At 63.7% G+C, this 14,343-nt stretch carries 11 protein-coding genes; 2 read left to right on the top strand and 9 right to left on the bottom strand.

Translation table 11 applies throughout. The features are described from left to right. Positions 1-2: 2 nt before the first annotated feature. From CHB64_RS09130 to CHB64_RS09115, 4 genes are all read right to left on the bottom strand, one after another. On the bottom strand, positions 3-1,757 hold the full coding sequence (locus tag CHB64_RS09130; protein ID WP_089412301.1) for a monovalent cation:proton antiporter-2 (CPA2) family protein: 1,755 nt from the start codon (positions 1,755-1,757) through the stop codon (positions 3-5). Positions 1,758-1,867: 110 nt separating this feature from the next. Further along, the gene (gene argC, locus CHB64_RS09125) at positions 1,868-2,818 is read right to left on the bottom strand and encodes an N-acetyl-gamma-glutamyl-phosphate reductase (protein ID WP_089412300.1); all 951 of its coding nucleotides are present in this window, start codon (positions 2,816-2,818) and stop codon (positions 1,868-1,870) included. Between the two features lie 4 nt (positions 2,819-2,822). Beyond that, complete coding sequence (locus CHB64_RS09120) at positions 2,823-4,133, bottom strand: acetylglutamate kinase (protein WP_089412299.1); 1,311 nt, start codon at positions 4,131-4,133, stop codon at positions 2,823-2,825. Positions 4,134-4,156: 23 nt separating this feature from the next. Further along, positions 4,157-5,167 carry an N-acetylornithine carbamoyltransferase gene (locus CHB64_RS09115; protein ID WP_089412298.1) on the bottom strand — a complete coding sequence of 337 codons (1,011 nt, stop codon included), beginning with the start codon at positions 5,165-5,167 and terminating at the stop codon, positions 4,157-4,159. A 139-nt stretch (positions 5,168-5,306) separates the two neighbouring features. On the opposite strand from CHB64_RS09115, the gene pepN reads away from it, so the two are divergent. Both pepN and CHB64_RS09105 read left to right on the top strand, forming a co-directional pair. Beyond that, positions 5,307-7,940 (top strand): aminopeptidase N, encoded by a 2,634-nt coding sequence (gene pepN / locus CHB64_RS09110; RefSeq protein WP_089412297.1) that lies wholly within the window; start codon positions 5,307-5,309, stop codon positions 7,938-7,940. A gap of 170 nt (positions 7,941-8,110) precedes the next feature. After that, positions 8,111-10,303, top strand: a complete 2,193-nt coding sequence (locus tag CHB64_RS09105) for a sensor histidine kinase (protein WP_159462464.1) — start codon at positions 8,111-8,113, stop codon at positions 10,301-10,303. 28 nt (positions 10,304-10,331) lie between these two features. On the opposite strand, the gene CHB64_RS09100 is transcribed toward CHB64_RS09105, so the two are convergent. The 5 genes from CHB64_RS09100 to CHB64_RS09080 all read right to left on the bottom strand — a co-directional run bounded on the left by CHB64_RS09100 (position 10,332) and on the right by CHB64_RS09080 (position 14,342). Further along, the gene (locus CHB64_RS09100; RefSeq protein WP_143265981.1) at positions 10,332-12,032 is read right to left on the bottom strand and encodes an ATP-binding protein; all 1,701 of its coding nucleotides are present in this window, start codon (positions 12,030-12,032) and stop codon (positions 10,332-10,334) included. A 261-nt stretch (positions 12,033-12,293) separates the two neighbouring features. Then, positions 12,294-12,803, bottom strand: a complete 510-nt coding sequence (locus tag CHB64_RS09095) for a periplasmic heavy metal sensor (protein ID WP_159462463.1) — start codon at positions 12,801-12,803, stop codon at positions 12,294-12,296. After that, entirely contained in the window at positions 12,800-13,288 is a 489-nt protein-coding gene (locus CHB64_RS09090) for a hypothetical protein (protein ID WP_089412293.1), read from the bottom strand. Before CHB64_RS09090 ends, CHB64_RS09095 begins: the two co-directional genes overlap by 4 nt. Continuing rightward, positions 13,269-13,910, bottom strand: coding sequence for an RNA polymerase sigma factor (locus tag CHB64_RS09085; RefSeq protein ID WP_089412292.1), 642 nt, complete (start codon positions 13,908-13,910; stop codon positions 13,269-13,271). Before CHB64_RS09085 ends, CHB64_RS09090 begins: the two co-directional genes overlap by 20 nt. Before the next feature lie 18 nt (positions 13,911-13,928). Next, on the bottom strand, positions 13,929-14,342 hold the full coding sequence (locus CHB64_RS09080; protein ID WP_200815301.1) for an EF-hand domain-containing protein: 414 nt from the start codon (positions 14,340-14,342) through the stop codon (positions 13,929-13,931). Between the last annotated feature and the right edge of the window lies 1 nt (position 14,343).

The following is a 14,343-nucleotide window of genomic DNA, read 5'->3' as shown; positions in this document are numbered from 1 at the left end:
CCTCATTTTCTGTCGATCGCCTCGAACCGCTGGTGCATGACGTCCTTGCCGGCTTCCGGACCGTAATCCATCTGCGCGAGCAGCCTTTCGCGATCGCGCTTGCGAAACTCCTGCACCACGTCGTCAATCAGGCGCTCATCGAAACCGAGGCGTTCAAGCACGTTACGGGCGAGCAGCAGACTCGATTCCAGCGTTTCGCGAACGATGAAGTCAGGGCCGAGCGGTCTGAGGGCGATCTCGTGCATCCGGTCATGGGCGACGGCGAAGATGGGCAAAGCCGGCGCCCTTTCGCGCAAAGCCGCGACCGCATGATTGACCGAGGCGGGATCGTCCATGCACAGAATGACCGCCTTCGCGTCGAGCGCGCCGGCGGTGATCAGCGTGTCGAGCCGCGCCCCGTCGCCATAGTAAACCTTGAAGCCGTAACGCTGGGCGTTGTGAATATGCGAAGGATTGCGGTCGATGGCGATCACGTCGAAGCCGGAATTGCCGAGCACCTGGGAGATGATCTGACCCATGCGCCCGAACCCGACGACAAGAATGTGTCCGGATCTTTGCTGCGCTTCATCAAGCGGCTCGCCGCGGCTTTCCTTCTTTTTAGAGAGTCCGCGAACGAGCAGAAGCAGGAACGGCGTCGCAACCATGGAGACGGTCACGATCGCCGACATGAGCGTCGCCTCGACATTGCTGAACAGGGCGGCTTCCGTCCCGAGAGCGAGCGTGACGAAGGCGAACTCTCCTCCCTGGGACAGCACCGCGCCGGTCATAAACGCGTCTTGTCGCCGTGCGCCGAACAGCCTCGCCAGCGCGTAGAGGATCGCCATCTTGATGAGCACGAGCCCGAGCGCCCCGCCGAGCACGACGCCCCATGCATCCAGAATCAGCGTCAGATCCAGCCGCATGCCGATCGAGATAAAGAACAGGCCGAGAAGCAGACCGCGGAACGGCTCAATGTCGACTTCGATCTGATGGCGATACGCTGAATCCGCGAGAAGCGCGCCTGCGAGAAACGCGCCGAGCGCCATCGAGAGGCCCGCCCAGCCGACGGCGAGCGCCGTCGCCGCGACGATGAACAGCGCCGTGGCGGCGAAAGCCTCGCGCGAGCCTGAGCTCGCCACCAGACGCAGGATCGGATTGAGCGCGTATTTCCCGATCAGCACCAGCGCGACGATCACGCCTGCCGCCTTCGCCGAATCGTTCCAGCCGGCGGCGGCCGGGGCGTCCGACCCGGCGCCCGCTAGAAAAGGAATCGCCGCGAGCAGTGGAATGACGGCGAGGTCCTGAAAAAGCAGCACCGGAAAGGCGCGGGCCCCGTAGCTCGAATTGAGCTCGCCGCGCTCCTTCATGAGTTGAAGCGCGAAAGCCGTCGACGAAAAGGCGAGCGACAGTCCCGCGATGATCGCCGCCGGCGCGGGCATCACTTGCGCCGCGACAAAAAGCCCGGCGATGACGGCGCCGGTGACGGTCATCTGCGCGGCGCCAAGGCCGAAGATATTGTCTCGCAAAGCCCACAGCCGCGACAGCGAAAGCTCAAGACCGATCACGAACAGGAACAGGACGACGCCGAGCTCCGCGACGTGAAAGACCCCTTCTTCCTGGTGCAGGAGATTTAGCCCGCCCGGCCCCACGACCATGCCGGCGGCCAGATAGCCGAGAATCGAACCGAGCTTGAAACGGTTGAACAGCGGCACGGCGATCGCCGCCGCGCCGAGATAGGTCGCCGCCTGAAAGAGAAAATCGCCGCCTTCGACCGCCATGTTCCGCGCCCAATTCGCTTCATTAGAACCGCTTGATCCGCTTGTGCGCAAGCGCCGCAAACCTGGCCCGCCTACGGACTAATCAGCGCATGCAGGACTGGGCGCGCTGTCTAAACCGGAAGGCCGACGAACTCATCGAGGCCAAGCGCCAGATTGAGATTCTGAATCGCCTGCACCGACGCGCCTTTGAGCAGATTGTCCTCCGCCGCCACGACGACGGCGTGATCGCCGTCTGCGCTCACGGCGAACCCGCCGATCACGACCCCGGCGCGTCCTGTCCCGTCCTTCAGTTCGGGCGGCCCGTCTATGATGCTGACAAGCGGTTCGTCCTTGTACGCCTTGATGAAAACCGCCCTCACTTCCTCCGCCTTCATGGGCGCGGCGAGCGGCAGATGGGCCGTGACGAGCAGCCCTCGAAAAGCCGGATGGACATGCGGCGTGAACCGTACGGTGCGCCCGAGATGACGCGATGCTTCACGCTCGTGCTTGTGGCCGGCGAGAGCGTAGGGCATGAGATTGTCTTTGAGCCGTTCGGCATCGTTGCGCGGGCTCGGCGTCGTTCCCGCGCCTGAATAGCCGGAAACGCCGAAAAGCGATGGCGGGCCGTCGAGATGATCGAGCAGGGGCGCGACCGCGAGCTGCATGGCCGTCGCATAGCATCCGGGATTGGCGATTCGCCGTTTGCCGGCGATGCGATGGCGGAAAAGCTCCGGCAGGCCATAAGCCCAGGCGTCGTCGAAGCGATAATCCGCTGACAGATCGATAATGATCTTTTCCGGCGCGCGTTTTTGAATGGCGGCAACGTAATCGGCCCCAGCCCCGTCAGGGAGCGCCAGAATGACGGCGTCGGCGCGGCGATCGCCGACCTCTTCCGGCGTCAACGCCTCGAAGAGGCAATCGTCCAGAATTTCGGGCGCGATCTCGTTGACCCGCCGCCCGGCCCATTCCCGGCTTACCGCGAAGGCGAGCATGAGCTCGGGATGGCCGCCGATAAGCCGCAAGAGCTCCGCGCCCGTATGCCCCCGGGCGCCGACTAGGCCGATGAGATAAGGCTCGCTCACGGCTCTAGTCCTCGAATGACGGCGGCAGGGCGGCGATGCGATCGACGACGTCGGCGACGCGATTGAGATCCGCCTCGCCGATCCAGAAGATGGTCCACTGGCCCCGCTTCACCGAACCTTGGGCGGATTCGGCGTAAAACGCGTTGAAGCCGTTCTCGGTGCGCGAGCGCCAGAAGAAACGGGGATTGGTCTTTGCGAACTGACGCCAGACGGTGCGCGCCAGCCCCTCTCCGCGCGCGTCCTCCAGCACCGCGAATTTGTCGAGATAGATGAAATCATCAACCTTGGTCAAAATCGCGCCGGCGCGATAGCTTTCGGCCATATGCGCTTCATGAAAGTCGAGACCTTTCCACCAGTCAGACTTCAGCTTTCGGCCAAAGGCGCCTTCGATCAGCGCGATCGTTCGCGCTCTGTCCAGATCCCCCTGATCGGTGATCGTATTGATACGCTCGCCCAGACGCACAAGCGTGCCGGAGCCGCCATGTGTGAACAGCTCGCGGATGAGGCCCGAAGGCGTCGTGATCGAAACGGACGACGACAGCGGGAGCGTCTCAAGAAGCCGCTTGATCTCTTGAAGTTTCAGGCGCATGCCCCCCTGCACCCACTCCGCCTGCATCAGCCGGTCATAGTCCGACGCCAAGTTGATCGAATGCATGGGCTTGCCGTGCTTGTCGAGCAAACCGCCGACTCCGGACAGAAACACGACCTTCATCGGCTGGAGCGCGCCCACCAGCGCGCGCGTCGCTGAATCGCCGTTGATGTTGAGGAGTTGACCGCCAGGCGCGATGCCGAGGCAGGCGAGGATCGGAATCGCGCCCGATCTGACGACCGAGCGGATCAGGCCGAGCCGTACATTCGTCGGCTCGCCGACGAAACCATACTTTTCCTTGTCGAGGCAATCGGCCTCTATGACGCCCGTCGTCAGCGAATGAGCGTCCACCCCTTGCGCGCGGATGGCTTCGACCAGTTTGATGTTCTCGCCAATGAAGACATCGCGGGCGACGTCAAGCGCTTCCGCGCTGGTCACGCGAAGGCCGTCGATCTTGGGCGTGTCCACGCCTCGGGCCTGCAGCGCCGCGTCGAGCTGCGGCCCGGCGCCGTGCAGGACGATCGGCGTGAGGCCGACCGTATGCAAAAAGGCGAGCGCGGAGGCGGTCTCCTCAATCTCTTGCTGCAGGATGGCGCCGCCGATCTTGATGACGGCGAAACGCGACTGATCGACCGCGGAGAACCGCTGCAGATAAGAGCGGATCTCCTTGCCGTCCTGCATGTTGGACAGGAGCTGGACGATGGTCTGGCGGGTGGAGCGGCTCATGGGTTGGGCTGTCTTCGGGACGCTCACGTCGCCAGCGCCTTCATGATCGCCTTTTGCACATGCAGCCGGTTTTCGGCCTCCTCATAGGCGATGCAATTCGGTCCGTCGAAAACGGCGTCCGTCATCTTCACGTTCCGGCGCATGGGCAGGCAATGCGACACCAACGCATTGTTCGTTCGCGCCATTTTCTCTTCATCGACGATGAAATGCCTGAAGCGGTCGCGGATGCGCTTTTCCGGGCCCCAATTTCCGAAATAGGGCAGCGCGCCCCAACTTTTCGCGTAGACGAAATCGGCGCCGTCATAGCCTTGGGTGATATCATGGGTGATGGTCACCGCCTGACGGTTCGCATTCGCGTCGCGCAGCGCCTGAGCCATGTATCGCTCGTCGAGAATATAATCCTCGGTCGGGCACAGCACCGTCACCGCCATGCCGAATTTCGCCGCGATCATGAGGGCGGAATTCGCGACCGCGGTGTTCAGGGGCTTGGGATGATAGGTCCAGGTGAGCAGGAACTTCTTGCCGTCAAGCGGGCCGCGCCCATCCTTCTCGCAACGCTCCTGCAACGCCATGACGAGCGCCATCTCCTGACAGGGATGGGTGATCGTCTCCATGTTTATGACAGGCACGTCGGCGTATTTCGCAAAGGCGGTTAGGATGCGGTCCTTTCGGTCCTCCTCCCAGTTCTGGAACTTCGGGAAGGCGCGGATGCCGATGAGGTCGCAATAGCGCGACAGTACCTTGGCGGCCTCCTTGACGTGCTCCTCGGCCTCGCCGTCCATGACGACGCCGTCCTCGAACTCGAGAGGCCACATGCCCCCCGATGGAGAGAGCACTACGGCATGGCCGCCGAGCTGGCGCGCGCCGACGTCGAAGGACGTACGCGTCCTCAGACTGTTGTTCAGGAACAGAAGGGCGACGGTTTTATTTTTCAGCGCATCGCCATAGGGTGATTTCTTCATCGCCCTGGCGTCGTCGAGCATCGCCTGAAGTTCGGCGCGGCTCCAGTCGGCGGTGTTCAGAAAATGCTTCATCGGCGCTATTTATAAGGCGGCCTTCCTGATTCCAAGCGGCTTTAGACGCCGCGGCCTGGTTTCCTCCGGCCCCGGCTTTGACAGAGGTCGTCGGAGCGGCCACTCTCCCCCGCCCGTTTCGGCTTTCAGGATCGAGACAATGCGCGACGACGCCCCGCCCGACGCTCCTGCGCCCCGACCGGTTCGCCTCGCCGATTATCGGCCGCCGGCCTATCTGATCAACCGGATCGAGCTTGATTTCTGCCTCGATCCGCAGCGAACGATCGTCGCCTCTCGACTCTCCGTTCAGAAGGCTCCTGGAACGCCCGCCGGGGCGCCGCTTGTCCTTGACGGCGAGAAGATCGAGCTTCTGTCCGTCGCCCTCGACGGCGCGCCGCTGCCAAAAGACCGGTACGCGCTCGACGAGAAGTCCCTGACTCTGTTCGACCCGCCGGAGAGCTTCGCGCTGGCGATCCGCACGGCCTGCGCCCCCGCGGCCAATACCGCCTTGTCGGGCCTCTACATATCCAACGACATGTTCTGCACCCAGTGCGAGGCGGAAGGCTTTCGGCGCATCACCTATTTCCTCGACCGGCCGGACGTGCTGGCGAAATACGCCGTGCGGATCGAAGCGGATCAGGCGCGTTACCCGGTTCTTCTTTCCAACGGCAATTCGGTCGAGTCAGGGATGCTGCCGGAAGGCCGTCATTTCGTCCGGTGGGAGGACCCCCATCCCAAGCCGTCCTATCTGTTCGCGCTGGTCGGCGGCGACCTCGCCGCGGTAGAGGATTCCTTCATCACCCGCTCGGGCCGCAAGGTTGCGCTCAAGATCTTCGTCCAGCCGCAAAACGCCGATAAGTGCGCTTACACCCTCGATTGTCTCAAACGCGCCATGCGCTGGGACGAGGAAACGTTCGGGCGGGAATACGATCTCGACATCTTCATGATCGTCGCCGTCGATCACTTCAACTTCGGCGCGATGGAGAACAAGGGGCTCAACATCTTCAATTCAGCCTATGTGCTGGCCAGCCCCGAAACCGCGACCGACACCGATTACGAGGCCATCGAGTCCATCGTCGCCCACGAATATTTTCATAACTGGTCCGGCAACCGCGTGACCTGTCGCGACTGGTTCCAGCTTTGCCTGAAGGAAGGCTTCACGGTCTTTCGCGACCAGGAATTCTCCGCGGACATGCGGTCCCGCGCCGTTCAGCGCATCAAGGACGTCCGCCGGCTGTGGAGCCAGCAGTTTCCGGAGGACGCCGGCCCCCTCGCCCATCCGCCGCGCCCGGAGACTTACATCACCATCGACAATTTCTATACGGCCACCGTCTATGAGAAAGGCGCCGAGATCGTCCGGATGGTGAAGACCCTTCTGAGACACGAGAAATTCCGCAGCGCTTGCGATCTTTACTTCGAGCGTCATGACGGCGAGGCCGCCACGGTCGAAGATTTCGTCAGGGCGATGGAGGACGGCGGCGGCATCGATCTCCGGCAATTCCGCCGCTGGTATTCCGACGCCGGAACGCCGCGAGTGAGCGTAAGGGAGCATATCGCCCCCAGCGGCGCTTACGCGCTGGAACTGGCCCAAAAGACCGACCCGACGCCCGGACAATCCGAAAAGCCGCCGCGACATATCCCCATCGCCTACGCGCTTTATGGCGCAGAGTCCGGCCGGCGGCTCGCCGAAGGCGTTCTGGAGTTCAAAGAAGAAACCGGGCATTTCGATCTCGGCAAGTTTGATGAACGGCCGATCGCCTCGCTTCTGACCGGTTTTTCCGCGCCGGTCAGGCTTGAGCGCAGCCTGTCTCTTGACGACCGACTTTTCCTCGCCGCCCGCGACGATGATCTATTCAACCGCTGGGCCGCGACGGAGGCGCTCTGGCGCGACCTTTGCCTCGCCTTCGCCGGCGCAAAGGAGATGGAGAGCAGGGAAGCCGCGCTCAGTCGCTTCGAAGAGGCGCTGTTCGCCGCCATGGGCGAAGCCGATCGCGATCCTGCGCTCGCGGCCGAGCTTCTACGCTGCCCAAGCGAGGCTGACCTCGCCCGAAATGTCGAGATCATCGAACCTACGGCGATCGTGCGAGGGCGAACCTATGTGCGCGAAGCTGTCGGCGCGGCGCTCAAAGACCGGCTCCTCGCCCTGTATGAGCGCTTGCGGCCGAATCGCCCATTCCAGCCTACGGCGGAACAGGCCGGCGAGCGCGCGCTGAAGAACGCCGCGTTGGCCTTGCTTGTCGCGGCCGGCGAAACATCTCTCGCGCTGGAGCAGGCGAAATCGGCCAACAACATGACGGACGAAGCCGCTGCGACCGCGACTCTCGCGACAAGCTCCGGGCCGGAGCGGCGTGAGGCGCTCGATCGCTTCTATGCGCGCTGGAAGGCCGATGCGCTCGTGGTCAATAAGTGGCTGGCGTGGAACGCCATGAGGCCCGAGCCGGACGGAGCGCAAGGCGACTCTTCTCTCGATCATGTCCGTCGGCTCACCGGGCATGAGGCGTTCGACCGGCGCAACCCGAACAAAGCGCGCAGTCTCCTCGGCGTTTTCGCGCGCGAAAATCTCGCAGGGTTCCACCGTCTTGACGGCGCCGGCTATCGCTTTTTCGTCGACGAGATTCTCTCGATCGACGCCCTTAACCCCCAGCTCGCGGCGCGTCTGATCGCCGCGCTCGACAACTGGCGGCGGCTCGAACCGCACCGCCGCGCGCAGGCCGAGCGCGAGCTGCGCCGTCTCGCCAATGCGAAAGGGATCTCCCCCAATCTTTACGAAATGGCCGCCCGGCTGCTCGCATGAGCTTTCCTGAGGCTTCAGCAGCTCGATTGTCCGTGACTTTCGCGCACGAATGGGAATAGTTTCCAAAAGGTAAACGGTTGGCCATCAAGGCGGCCTGGACTTGCGGTTTTCTATCTATTCCGATGCGAGGCGATACAGGGCAGCACGACGGCGACGAACTGCGGGCTCGCGTGGAGGCGTTATCGCCCCGCCGGCTCATGTTGCTCACCGCCGCCTTTATCGCCGCGCTCGCCGTTCTCATCGTTCTTCAGCTGCGGGAAGAAGTTGCATCACGCCGAATCGAGACCGCCTTGCGCGTCGAGAAAGCGGAGGCTGAATGCGCAAGCCTCCTCAATATCGCCATCATGACCGGCGCCTCAGCCCGACAGGCGTTGGCGCAATGCCACCCGGGCGGGCTGGCGACGGCTTTTCACCTGTCCGCGACGGGAGATGTGCTCGCCGTCTACGGCGCCAATCAGAAAGTGCGGCTCGATCCCGGGACCGCGCGCGCTCTTTCGCTCGACCGACGGGGAGAAGAAGTCCTCGATCTGCCGTCGGGCAAGGCTGTTGCGGCCTGGCGCCCGCTCGACAATGGCGAGGCCGTTCTCGTCGCCGCGCCGGCGAAGGACATCTATCAACGCACGCCCGTATGGATCGGTTATGGCCTCATTCTGGCGGCCATCACGCTAGTGACGGCGTCGCTGATGGCCGCTTTTTTGCGCCAGAGCCGGGCGGCGGCCGACGCGGCCGGCGCGGTCAGGACGCTGCGCGAGTTTTCCGCCGCCCTCGCCGGCGGCCGATGCAGTCCCTGGCGCTATGACGGCAAAAGCCGCACGGTCACCATGGCGCGGTCGCTTCTCGAGCCGCTCGGCCTTGGCGGACGGGACCGGGTTTTCACCTTGCGCGAGATTTCGGCGCTCGCGCACCCGGAGGACCTGCGCGCGGCGCTCGCGATCCTCACAGGCGAGCCAGCGGGTCTCAATGAAGGCCAGATTCGCCTGCGCGACCCCGGCGGCGGCTGGTCGCGCCTCTACCTGAGAACCGCCCCCGACGCGACACGGTTTAAAAGGTCAGGCGTCGCCTTCGACCTTTCCGGAGCCAGGACCGTCACGCCGGCCGTGGCGCTGGCGGAATCGCGGTTGCGGGACGCCATCGAAAGCATTCCCGAAGCCTTCGTGCTGTGGGATGCGCAGGGCCGCCTCGTGGTATGGAATCGCCGTTTTTCCACAATCTTCCGCTTTCCCGACCGCGCGCTTGAACCCGGCCTTCCCAGCCGCGAAGTCGCCGCGCGGGCGCGGGCGCGCGGCGACATCGTCCAGCAATATTTCGCGCCCGAGGCGGCGCTGGACCAGCAGAGCGTCGAAGTCGCCCTGCCCGGCGACCACTGGCTGCATGTTTCCCGTCGGCGCACGGCCGAAGGCGGCCTTGTCTGCATCGCCTCCAACATCACTGACGTCAAGCGCCGCGCCCGCGCGCAGAAAAAGCGGGAGCGGGATCTCAAGAATCTCGTCGCCGATCTTGAACGCTCCCGCCGCGAGCTCACGGAGACAATGCGCAAATACGAGCTCGAAAAGCATCGCGCCGAAGAAGCCAATCGCTCGAAAAGCGAGTTTCTGGCGCATATGAGCCATGAGCTGCGAACGCCGCTAAACGCCATCAACGGCTTTTCCGAGATCATGCACTCGGAGCTGTACGGACCTCTCGGCGACAAGAAATATAAGGAATATGTCGCCGACATACTCGCCAGCGGCCGCCATCTGCTCGAGCTGATCGACGACATTCTCGACATGTCGAAGATAGAGGCCGGCCGCGTCGAGCTCCAGCCGCGGCGCGTCGATCTGGAGCGCGTGCTGCAGGAAAGCGTCCGCCTTATCGCCAAGCGCGCAGCAGACGCAGGCGTGAGACTCACCGCCCATGTGCGCCATGCGCCCGCCGTGTGGGCGGATGCGCGTGCAGTCAAGCAGGTCACCCTTAATCTGTTGTCGAACGCCGTCAAATTCACGCCGGCCGGCGGCGAAATTGCGGTCACTGCCGAAGCCGATCTTGATGGCGTAACGGTGATCGTCGCAGATTCCGGCGCAGGCATCGACAGCCGCCGGCTCCGCCGACTCGGCGCGCCGTTCGAATTCGCGGACGATCATTTCTCCCGGAGCCGGAGCGGGGCCGGTCTCGGGCTCGCCCTGTCGAAGTCATTAATGGAGATGCAGGGCGGCATCCTCGCCATCGCCTCTCAGCCCGGCAAAGGCACGGTCGCCTGTGCGACATTCCCGCGGCGCAAAGACGCGCGAGTACGCCTGCCGCAATTCATCCGAAACGAAGCGCACATTCTCACGGCGCCCGCCGCTTCCGAAACGATGCATGTCGCCTCCGAGGCGGCAGAATAACGCTGAAACTACGCGCGCGTTGAGAGGTTCATGCGGCTGCGGAGGAATCTCGCCTACCGCCCGCGTGGACGGAAATGACTCGGTTGATCTCGCTGAGAAGTCGGTCTGACGTTACCGGTTTCGTCACGTAGCCGTCGAAGCCGATCGTACGGTAATGCTCGATCTGTTGGCGCATAGCGTGCGCAGAAACGGCGATGATCGGCGTCGGCCGCGCGGCGCCGCGTTCGGTTTCCGCCTCCCTGATACGCCGCATGGCTTCTTCGCCGTCCATGCCCGGCATCGAAATATCCATCAACACGAGGTCAAAAGACTCCCCTCTGATCGCCTCAATCGCCTCAAAACCATCCGTCGCAAACTCGATCCTGTGCCCTGCCGGCGCAAGTAGAGCCTGAAGCACGGCGCGGTTCACGGCGTTATCCTCTGCGGCCAGTATGCGCAGCGACCGTTCGCATGGCGCAGCCGCGTCGGAATAGTCGTTGGAGCGGCCATTTTCAGGCAGCGCATCTGCCGGCGCGCGCGGCAATGGCAGCTCGACGATGAAGGTCGATCCTGCACCCGGCGCCGTCTCCACGCTGATCGTCCCGCCCATCGACCGCACGAGCCCGTTCACGATCGAAAGACCTAGCCCGGTGCCGCCGAACTGACGCGAAGTCGCTGTGTCCGCCTGGGAGAACGGCTCGAAAATCCTTGCGGCCTGTTCGGGCGTCATGCCGATGCCGGAATCCGCCACCTCGATAACGCAGCGATCAGGCGTTCCCGGCGCGGCGGCGATCCGCACCGCCACGCCCCCAATCTGCGTGAATTTGATCGCATTGACGACGAGGTTGTGAAGGATCTGCACGATTCGATGCTGATCGCCGAGCCTCGGCGTCTCGCCGTCGATCTCGCAGATCACGCTGAAATCAAGCCCTTTTTCCCGCGCCTTGAGACTGTGAAGGTTCTCTACCTTGCGCGCGACATCGGTCAGTCGGAACGGCGCCGTCTCAATTTCAATCTTGTTCGCCTCGATCTTCGAGAAATCCAGAATGTCATTGAGAATCGTAAGAAGAAGATCGCCGGACTCGCGAATGATCCGAAGTTTTTCCGCCTGACCAGAAGTAAGCTCGGTCGCTTCCAGCGCCTCCGCCATTCCAAGCACGCCGTTCATTGGCGTACGGATTTCATGGCTCATAGTGGCCAGAAACGTCGACTTGGCGCGGCTTGCTTCTTCTGCGGCGATCTGTTTTTCGCGAGCGTTCTCCTGCGCCGCCAGCATTTGGCGGCTGCTCTCCCCATACTGGCGGAAGGCTGTGAACAGGTGCGCCAAATACAGCGCGGCCGCCATGAGCACCACGGCGCCGCCCACTCGTCCGGGTGGGGCGTCGACGATTAGCGCGTGCAAAGGCAGGCCAAGGAAATACGCCGTATGGGGCGCGATCGCCGCGAAAAAGACTCGCGGTTCGTGATGCATGTGCATCGCCACGTGCAACAAGGCGCCGCTTAGCCAAATTATGGCGAAGAGCTTCCCGGCTTCGCCCCACAGAAACCACATCAGAGCCGGGAACAGGGAATAAATGAGCGTCGCCTGAACGCATGAGGCGTAAAGCAGAAAAAGCTCCAGCCGGGTCGGCGGCGCCGTACGTTCCGGCCGCCTGAAAGCGGCCCACGCACGCGAATCCAGAAGCTGGCTGAGGACGATGCATGAAAACCATGCCCCCGCTAGGACGACGCCGGCCGCGAGCGAAAGCACCGCCGCGCCCACCGCCGCGATGACAAGCCGCAAAACCGCGCCGCGAGCGCGCGCCGTCGCCACGGCCTGCAATCTCGACAGTGTCGAGGCGACGGAAGGAATCTTCGAATCGGCAGCCTGCCCGACGGCTTCGGCTCCTTGCGCCTGCACGTGATCGGCTCCCCCTGTTGCAGGCGTAAGGATATGATCAATTCCTTAAGCCGAGCCTACCTGAATGCTGGCCCGGCGCCGCGATCCGCCCGTAGTCAGGACAACGAATGGTTAATCATATTGCGGCGGCCGGGGAGGCGCCCCGTCTTCTGCACGCTCCCTCATGAGGCGTTTCATGTGGCGCTTCTTCGCCATTTTATCGATCATCGCCTGACGGTCCTTGAGCGAAAGCTTCTCCATGGCGTCGAGAAGCATGCGCCCCATCGTCCGCGCGTAGTCGGCTTCCGCCTCCTGCAGCGCCGCCAGCGCGGCCTCGGCGCGGGCGCGGTCCCATGGGTCGGCGACGAGCGTTTCGGCATAGGCGCGCCGCAGCCGGCGCGCTTCCCGGTGGCTGGATTTGATTTCTTCGCGATGCGCGTTGAAGGCTTGGCGAAAGACCTCGCGCCCTTCTTCCGACAACGCGCCTGCGAGGCGGCGATGATCACCTCTGTCGGCCCAGCCGTGATGTTCGACGCGCGTGGCGGAAGGCGCCGCATCGCCGACGAGCCGGCCCGCCACGAAGCCGCCGAGAAAGACGTTGGCGGCGAGCGATGCGAATAAAATGATCGTCAGCGTTCTCATTGGTCGCCCGTCGCCCATAGAGCGTCCTCTTCCTGAAACGCCGCGTCGATGGCGGCTTCGGCGTAAACGAGGGCCTCTTCGTCCGCGGCTCCTGCGCGCTGCGCATCGAGAGCGCCGACGGCGAAGCCGATCGCGCAGGTCGCAGCCAGCGCGCTCGCAGGGATCAAGCGCCGGCGCAAGACCTTGATCAACCGCTCCGCAGAAGCCCGTTCGCGCAACGATGGAGTCGAGCCCGTCGGCGCCCGCGCCAGCAGACGCGCTTTCGCAGCCTCGCTGATTTCCGGCGCGGCGTAGCTGTCAAGCGCATCATCGAGTCTTGCGGCGCTCCTTAACGCCGCAGCGAAGGCCGGATCGTTCTCGAACCGCACGTAAAGGCTTTGATCCTCAGCCGGCCATCGCGCGGGATCGGCGCCGAAAGCAGCCACGCATGCCTTCGCGCGCGCCGCAAGGCGCTGCTCTGCGGTTTCAGAGATTCGCCGCGCCATGCCGCGCTCCTTCCAGCAGTTCGTCTCGTTGCGACAGAAGCTTTTCGCGCAATGACCGCCGCGCGCGAGACAGCAGCGATTCGACCGCCTCGACGCTTACATCAAGCGCCGCCGCCGCATCGATATTCGAAAGCTCCTGATAATGACAAAGCACAATGGCCGCACGCTGCCGTTCGGGCAGCGCCGCCAGCGCCGCCGCCACGGCTGCGCGGGTTTGATTCGCTTCGATGCGTTCAAGCGCGCTCGGCGTTTCGTCTGCGCGCTCGAACGCGACGGTTTCCGCGTTGGACATCATACGCTTGCGCCGTCGCAACATATCGAGACAGACATTCATCGCGATCCGATAGAGCCATGTTTCGAGTTTGGCGCCGCGAGGCCGCCACCGGCTCGCGTGCTTCCAAAGCCGCATGAAGGTTTCCTGCGCGGCGTCCTCGGCGGCTGCGCGCTCGCCAAGCATCCGATAACAGGTCGCGAATATGCGATCGGCGTGGCGCGCGACAAGCGCGCCGGCGGCCAGCCGATCGCCGCCGCCGACCCGGCTCGCAAGCTCTTCGTCGCTTTCCTCGCCGACAGACACGACCGCCGAAGCGTTCCTTTCCGGGCGCGCGGTATATTCCCGCAAGCCGTTCCGCTGATTCTATCAATGATGACGGCGCTTCCAGCCATGACGGCCGGCTTTCATTTCCTCTTCCGTCAGCACGCCGTCGCCATCGGCGTCCAGCCTATCGAAGCGCTCGTCCGCCGAAGCGCGGAATTCGGCCTTGCTGACAACGCCGTCTCCGTCGCGGTCGGGGAACCGACGCGCCTTCATCTCGGCGCGCTTCTTCTCGTGAAAGGCCTTCATTTCCTCTCTTGAGACCGCGCCGTCGCCGTTCGCGTCGGCGGCCTCGAACATGGCGCGGTGACGTTCCATCATTTCACTGAAGCTGACCGCGCCGTCGCCGTCTCTGTCCAGCTTCTCCCAGCGGCCGTCCGGACCGGCGGAAGCGGCGGCCGCCACGCCGGCCGCGACGCTCAACCCTGTGAAAAGAAGAAGCGCTGTCATTCGTTTCATG

The organism is Amphiplicatus metriothermophilus (genome assembly GCF_900199215.1).
GTDB classification, from domain to species: domain Bacteria; phylum Pseudomonadota; class Alphaproteobacteria; order Caulobacterales; family Parvularculaceae; genus Amphiplicatus; species Amphiplicatus metriothermophilus.
This window is presented reverse-complemented; position numbering and strand designations above follow the sequence as displayed.

Excerpts from the sequence above, each read along its gene's own strand:
- CHB64_RS09130 (WP_089412301.1), bottom strand. The coding sequence starts at position 1,757 with ATGGCGGTCGAAGGCGGCGATTTTCTCTTTCAGGCGGCGACCTATCTC.
- CHB64_RS09120 (WP_089412299.1), bottom strand. The coding sequence starts at position 4,133 with ATGAGCCGCTCCACCCGCCAGACCATCGTCCAGCTCCTGTCCAACATG.
- CHB64_RS09115 (WP_089412298.1), bottom strand. The coding sequence starts at position 5,167 with ATGAAGCATTTTCTGAACACCGCCGACTGGAGCCGCGCCGAACTTCAG.
- pepN (WP_089412297.1), top strand. The coding sequence starts at position 5,307 with ATGCGCGACGACGCCCCGCCCGACGCTCCTGCGCCCCGACCGGTTCGC.
- CHB64_RS09095 (WP_159462463.1), bottom strand. The coding sequence starts at position 12,803 with ATGAGAACGCTGACGATCATTTTATTCGCATCGCTCGCCGCCAACGTC.
- CHB64_RS09090 (WP_089412293.1), bottom strand. The coding sequence starts at position 13,288 with ATGGCGCGGCGAATCTCTGAAACCGCAGAGCAGCGCCTTGCGGCGCGC.
- CHB64_RS09080 (WP_200815301.1), bottom strand. The coding sequence starts at position 14,342 with ATGAAACGAATGACAGCGCTTCTTCTTTTCACAGGGTTGAGCGTCGCG.